5 protein-coding genes and 1 pseudogene are annotated in these 6871 nt (G+C 68.6%); 5 read left to right on the top strand and 1 reads right to left on the bottom strand.

The annotated features are described in order from the left end of the window. A partial coding sequence (locus KBI5_RS22445) for a hypothetical protein (RefSeq protein ID WP_085016372.1) occupies nt 1-1296 on the bottom strand: 1296 nt, incomplete at its 3' end. Nucleotides 1297-1598: 302 nt separating this feature from the next. Between KBI5_RS22445 and KBI5_RS22450 the strand changes: the two genes are divergently transcribed. The 5 genes and pseudogenes from KBI5_RS22450 to KBI5_RS22470 form a co-directional block, all read left to right on the top strand. Continuing rightward, nucleotides 1599-2459 (top strand): helix-turn-helix transcriptional regulator, encoded by an 861-nt coding sequence (locus tag KBI5_RS22450; RefSeq protein WP_116289996.1) that lies wholly within the window; start codon nt 1599-1601, stop codon nt 2457-2459. 78 nt (nt 2460-2537) lie between these two features. Then, entirely contained in the window at nt 2538-3056 is a 519-nt protein-coding gene (locus KBI5_RS22455) for a GNAT family N-acetyltransferase (RefSeq protein WP_085016373.1), read from the top strand. A gap of 658 nt (nt 3057-3714) precedes the next feature. Beyond that, nucleotides 3715-4326 (top strand): hypothetical protein, encoded by a 612-nt coding sequence (locus tag KBI5_RS22460; protein ID WP_241883104.1) that lies wholly within the window; start codon nt 3715-3717, stop codon nt 4324-4326. After that, nucleotides 4320-5339 (top strand): ATP/GTP-binding protein, encoded by a 1020-nt coding sequence (locus tag KBI5_RS27195; RefSeq protein ID WP_198537897.1) that lies wholly within the window; start codon nt 4320-4322, stop codon nt 5337-5339. The genes KBI5_RS22460 and KBI5_RS27195 overlap by 7 nt, the downstream gene beginning before the upstream one ends. 1139 nt (nt 5340-6478) lie before the next feature. Further along, nucleotides 6479-6871 (top strand): annotated as a pseudogene (locus KBI5_RS22470) (hypothetical protein); the annotation flags it as partial.

Consider the following 6871-nt stretch of genomic DNA (forward strand, 5'->3'; position numbering starts at 1 on the left):
GTCCGCGCGGGTGTAGTCGCCCAGGTGGGAGTAGGTGTAGCTTTCCGCGAGGCGCAGGGCGCGTTCGGACCAGCCGAACCACGAGGCGGTGTCCTGGCGTACCCGGTCGGGCAGGCGTTCGAAGTTCGCCTGGACGTCGGTCAGCGCGGTTCGGGCGTCGTCGTTCCTGCCCGCGCGGACGAACGCTCGCGCTTTGCCGTCCAGGTATTCCTGGACCGCTTCGGGGGGAACCCCGCCCTGGGCGGTGATCGCGTCTGCCTCGGCGACAAGGTCGAGTACGGCCGGCAGGGGTCGCTGTTCGTACAACGCGCGGACGATCTCACGTCCGCGTGTCCACAGCCGGGTGTGGAGGTCGCCGGAGGCGTCGGCGGCCTGTTTCGCGGTGCGCCACCACCGCTGGGATGCGGGCAGATCGCCGACGTCCGCGGTGGCGTGCGCGGTGAACGCCGCCAGGAGCGCGCCGATTCGGCGTAGCTCGCGGACAGCTGTGTCATCGGTCTGGCGTCGCGCGACTGTGCCGAGCATGGACAGGTCGGTGTCGAGTCTGCGGAGCAGGACGGCGGGCGGGCTGCTGCCGTAGCTCAGGGCGTACTCCCAGACGACCTGCCGCCACTCGTCGAGATCGGCGCCGCTTCCGCCGGCGGTCAGGGAGCTCAGGAGGTCGTGGCGGGTCAGTTCCATCGCGGCGAAGGGCGGGAGCGTGGCGGTTCCCGCCAGGAAGTCGCGCCGGTCGACGGCGACCTCTACCATCCCACCGGCACGTCGCAGGACCGGACGATCTGGTAGGCCCAGGCTGGCCGGCTCCTGCTGGTGGTCGGACCCCACGGCGAAGTCCGGGCTGCGCTCGGGGGGCACATAGATCGGCTGAGGCGGTGCCGCTCTGCTCAGCCCGTCCAGAGTCAGCCGCTCGGCGGCGGTGAAGTGCTCGCGGTCGTCGAGGTCGAGCAGGTCCTGGATCTGCGCGCCGTAGGCGGTCGCGAGCAGTGCGAGGGTGCGTGGTGTGGGTTTCCGCGTCCGTCCTGTCGATCCAGGCCACTTCTCCACTTCACACAACGTCGGGCCGGTCATCGCGGCCCGTCCGTCCGTGTCGAAGCCGGTCTGTGCGGCGACTGTGTTGATCTGGCGTGCCGCCTGGCTGTAGGTCCAGCCGTGTGCCCGTCGCCATGCCTCCCGTGGTCGAAGCCGGTACCGGGTCGCGAACTCCAGGGCGACCTGGCCGTGGCTCAGTCCCAGCGCCCGCATCCGTGAGCGAAGGTCGTCTTGTTCTTCCCGCAGGCTGATCCGCGCCGTCGGCATCTGCCCCCACCCAGCTCGTGGTCCGCGTGTGCGACGCGGACGTGCCTCCTGTCCGGAGCGCGAGGCGAAGGCGYGAAGGTGGCTCCATGCCAGCCCCGGGCATGCTCGAATCCCCGTTCGGCCGCAGGCGGGCTGTCGCATCGTGGCCGAGCGGTGACATCAACAGGATGCCCTCTTTGGCACTGCCGTGCAATGCACGGCAGTACGATGAGGAGAACTTTTCCTGCTGTTGACTGCCCTCGCAGGGTGGTGCCCGTGAGAACGTAGGACCCGGTCGGGTTGACCGCGGTGAGGAGGTGGCAGTGCCAAGCAAGGCGAGCCCGACGATGCGACGGCGGCAGGCCGGTGCCGAGCTGCGGCGGCTGCGGGAGGCGGCGGACATCACGATCGAGCAGGCTGCGACACATCTGGGGTGCTCGGAATCGAAGATCAGCCGGATGGAGACGGGGACCGGCTTGCAGCGCCCCCGCGACGTCACGGCGTTGCTCGACTTCTACGGCGTGACCGCCACGCAGCTGCGCGAGGACCTGTTGCGGATGGTGCGTGACTCCCGTCAGCAGGACTGGTGGCACAGCTACACCGACGCGGTGCCTCGCTGGTTCGAGCGGTTCATGGCGGCCGAGAGYAGCGCCGTGCGGGTGGAGAAGTTCGAAAACCAGYTCGTTCCCGGGCTGTTGCAGACCCCGGAGTACGCCCGCGCGGTGCTGCGCTCGGCGAACACCAGCCTCGACGACGACGAGATCGACCGCCGGGTGGTGGTCCGGATGGAACGACAGAAGCGCCTGCTCGGTGACGATCCGCTCTCACTGTGGGTCGTGCTCGACGAGTCCGTTCTCCGTCGCCAGGTAGGCGGGGCCGACGTCATGCGCGCCCAGCTCCAGCGCCTGATCAAAGACGCCGCGCAGCAGAACATCACCGTGCAGGTCCTGCCGTACGCGCTCGGCGCCTACGCCGCGTTCGGCTACCCATTCACGATCATGACCTTCCCGGCTCCACCAGGAGGACAGGTCGTCCACATGGACCAGCTACACAGCGGCCTGTACCTGGAACGGGACTCCGATCTGCGCCGGTACCAGCTCGCCATGAACCGCCTGCAAGCCGCCGCGCTCGACCCGGAGCAGTCGAACAGAATGATCACCGAGGCTGCGGAGAAGCTGGCCTGAACAACACCCACGGCCGTGCCGTCTCCCGGCCGCGGATTCTGGCTCCGCACGGTGTTGTCCGTAAGATCGGGAACTGTGGTGGCTAGGCCGCGGTTGAGCGCGCCGACGATCGGCGTCCACAGCTCCTTCCTGGAGGCCGTCGAGGAATACCGTGCAGAGGGTGGCTATCCCGACTTCGAGGATCTGGAGATCCACGAGCCGGCGGCCTTCGCCGCCTACGTCGCGGCGCTACGCCGGGACCACGACTTGTGGCCGTCCTCGGTCACCCCGGACCTGCTGTTGATCTTTTGGTGGATCGACGGTCCGGAGTACCTGGGACGTCTCTCGGTGCGGCCGATCCCGACACCCGAGCTCGCCGAGTATGGGCACATCGGCTACGACATCAAGCCCTCTGCCCGCCGATGCGGCCACGGGACCGCGATGCTTCGGGCGGCCCTGCCCATTGTGAACCGGCTCGGCGTCGATCCCGCGCTTCTGACATCCCGGACGCGCAACATCGCCAGCCGGAGGATGATAGAGGCCAACGGCGGACGATTCATACACCAGCGTGGCGACAGGCTGTACTTCCATCTCCCGACCCACGCTGGAAGCCGATAGGGCGACGCTGGACGCCGTCGACGAGCCCACGTTCGTCCCGCCGCAGGCGGTGCCGAGGGCAACCACCAAGGTCATAAAGGTGAGGTACTACAGCGGCCTGTTGCGGACGCCGTCGGCCTCGTCGTCGAGGCCGACGCGGTCGTGGCCAGCGTCAACGCTCCACCTGCGGCGGTCCAGGACTACCTGGACGGGAAAGCGCGTGTCCTCGTCAGGGCGGAGGCGGCGAGGAAGCACGCAGCGTCCTGGCCGAGGTGCAGATCAACTTCGAGCGTCTTCCAGCTGCATCTGTTTCCCGTCGCGAACCGGCACGGGCCGGTCTTGGTCGGCCTCCAGCGCGCGCTGTGCCAGGTCCGCAGCGGAGACATCGCCGGCGGGATCGACGAGGCGTACAGCGCTCTGGACCTCGTTGGTTCGCTGGAGGCGCCGTGCGACGGTCGCTGGTGCCGCCCACCCAGTGGCGAATGGTTCTTATGGGTGATATACCACCTTCATTTCGGCTACTGCGTTTATGGTCAGAACGGGTCAAATAGTGCTGGGTTGCCGTTCCGACTGTGAAGTGGGACCGGGTCTGGGTGGGTCTGGTGGGGCAGGCTGGAGGGAGGTGCGGTCCGCAGTGGGACTGTGACTGATCGGCGCTGGATGGTGCGAGGTGGACGCTGTGGCTCCTCGTTGCACGCCTGGCCGCTACCGCCGGATGGGCTGGCTGGCCAGCGGGCTGCTGTACGTGGCCGTCGCTGTGGTGGTTGTCTCGTGCAGCTCGGGCGGTGACAGTGAGCCGTCGCCTGGGCCGGTGGCCTCGACAGGGGGAGCCCGAAGCTCGCCGGCGACGTCCGTGTCGCCGTCGCCGACCTCGCCGGCTGACGCCGCGGGTCAGCGTGCGATTGCGGCCTATGTCGGGTTGTGGAAGGCGATGGCGGAGGCGAGCCACACCTCGAACTGGCAGTCTCCGGATCTTGTGCGGTACGCGTCGGGGTCGGCGTTGCAGGTGCTCTCGGGCAGCCTGTATGCCGATCATCTCAACGGGTTCGTCTCTCGTGGCGAGCCGGTCCTGCACCCGCAGGTGACCTCGGTGAGCCCGTCGGAGGCGCCGACGACGGTGATGCTGTCGGACTGCGCGGACAGTACGAACTGGTTGCAGTATCGCACCGACGGCACGTTGGTCGATGACGAGCCGGGCGGGCGGCGCCTGGTCACCTCCGAGGTTCGCCTGCACGAGGACGGGTCGTGGCGGGTCACGCGCTTCGCTGTCGAGGATCTCGGATCATGCTGAGGCCACGGCGGGTCGCGGCGGTGGCCGGGCTCGTGATGTGTCTGGTGGGCGTGGCTGCGGCGCCGGCGTTGGCCGGCGACCCGTATGGGTCGACGACCTGCTCCCAGAACCCCCATCCCGGCTGCGAGCTCGCCGCCGGCCAGGACGGATCGACTGCCGGGCCCGATCAAGGCGCGAGCCCGCCGCGGGGCGCACCGGACGATGGCTCGACCGGTGGTCGGGTGACGCCTCCGCCTGGGGACGTAGCGCTGGGCCCGTCAGACTCCGCGCACTGCGCCTACGTCCGCAGCGACTTCCAGCCGCCCTCCACACCGATCCAGCCGGTACATCTGCGCTCCGCTCCGCGGGGCAGCGGGCCGAGGGTCGTCGCAGCGGCCGACTGGTCGGGGGCACTGGTGGTGCGACCGGCCGCAACGGGACCGGATGGCCGGCCTGGTTCCTGGTACGTCTACCAGTGCCAGACGCCCGGCCTGCGTGACGCGCTCTACCGGCCTCCCGTCTGGATCGCCGACGCCCCCGCCGGCCCCGCCCCGGACCCGGCCGCGCTCGCAGAACAGGCCCGCAACCAGCTACGCCTCGCAGGTCCGGCGATCTCGATGAGCCCGGTCCGCGACCAGCTGGTGCAGCTGCCGACGTGGCTGTGGCTTGATGCGGCCGGGTGGAACCAGGTGGCGGCGACCGCGGCGGCGGGCGGGGTGGCGGTGACGGCGGTCGCCAAGCCCGTGGCGGTGGACTGGTCTCTCGGGGACGGCGGGACGGTGACCTGCACGGGGCCGGGCACGCCGTTCCCGGCGGGGGCTGATCCGAAGAGCGCGTCGCCGGACTGTGGCTACACCTATCGTCACCGCTCGTTGGACGAGCCGGGCGGGACGTTCACGGTGACGGCGACGGTGCGTTGGGACGTGACGTGGGCGGGTGCGGGCCAGGCCGGCGCGTTCCCTGGGTTGACGACGACGTCGACGGTTGCGGTCCGGGTGATCGACATTCCTGCGCTCACGACGGGTGGGGGCTGAGGATAGGCCGCGTCCAGGCATGGCGCGCGGCGGACGTGACCTGGTTTCTGTGCTGAGGGTCTAGCATTTGGATGGAGAGTTCGCCTCGTGGACCGGCCGGGCGGAGATTCCACCGCGCGGGCCGAGTTGACCTAGCGAGTTGCGTTGCGCCGTRGCCGGCGGTTTTGCTATGTAGGTCGGCCCGCTGGCCACGAGTTGGCTGAGTGGCCCGGTAGACCGCGGGGAGATCCGATCCGACCGGCGGTGGCGTCATGGACCTCTCGAAGCCGGAAATACTGGTGTGTGGGTCCGGGCAGGGCGGAAAGGGCCAGTGGAGCGTCGGTCGCAGCGGGCGGCCGACCAGCCAACGAGACGCGCGCCGCCAGCTACACTCTCGCTGACGCTTAGACTGGCGGGGTATTGTAGGGGAGTTTGTAAGCGGGCGGACGTTCCTGGGAGTTCGCCTCTATCTGAGCGGCGCTCCAAGGGGTGCTGCCGGGACAGCGCGCAGCGGATCGCCGGCCTCGGCGGCGCCAGCGGACCTGCCCAGCGAGACGTGTGCCCTGGTCAGCCACCCTGCCCTGGGAATCTGCCTCCCGCTGCTCGTGCAGCGAGCGGAGTCAGTGGCCGCTGCTCATCGTGAACCGACCCCTCCAGGAATACCCCCTGCCCATCGGTGGGCCTGTCGGCTAGCCACTCCGGTCTCCCATTTGAAGAGCTACCCCACCCAGGCGCGCTGGTGCAGGTCGCCGGCCTGCTGTCACTACCCAAAAGCAGCCCGACTGATTCCCCTGAGAATCAGGGAATTAATCGGGACGGGGAATGGCGGGCCTCGCCGGAAGACGGCGGAACAGTGGGGGTCCGGTGTCACATTCTTCGGGAATTCAATGGTGGTTGCCCGGGGCTGTTTGYTGGGTTCGGCTTTTATCTTTCTTTTCTCCCGTCCTGGCAACAAGGCTTTCTTTGGATTTCTCGTCGCTGTCGCCACTCTCCCAGGAATGGCCTCTGACCTGCGGAAACGTGGCCGGAAATGATCGCCAGAAAGGCGGAATTGGGCGCCCGGAAGTATTGATTTCCGGGCGTGCGGGAGGGACTATTAGATATCGGCGCGTTGCGCCCGGCGCGCGGCGCTAAATCCCTCTCTTGCATGGAGCCCCTTCATGTCGCATGCCTTCATTTCCCCTGTCTTTTCGCGGGACATTCCTTCGACCGTGGCCGGTGAGGCGGTCACGGCCGAGGACATGGCGCGGGTGACCGAAGCGGACTTCTCCGCGATCGTCGAGTCCGCGCGCCGGTACTGCTGGAAGGCCGACGCGTCCCGGTCGCGTAAGCGTGCCGACGGTTCGGCCACGATCGCGCGGGACGGCCACGGGAGCTACGGCCATGACGACGTGTCCGATGACGTCGCCCAGGACGCGGTACTGATCTACGCCCGTCGGCTCGGCGCGATCATGGCTAGCTGTGTGGTCGCGTCGGTCGACGTGGCGACCCGTGAGCCTGACCGGTGGCAGTACCGGCCACAGGATGGAGAGATGTTCCTCGTGGACCGTGCC

Origin of the sequence: Frankia sp. KB5, assembly GCF_002099325.1 — a bacterium.
In the GTDB taxonomy this organism is placed as follows: domain Bacteria; phylum Actinomycetota; class Actinomycetes; order Frankiales; family Frankiaceae; genus Frankia; species Frankia casuarinae.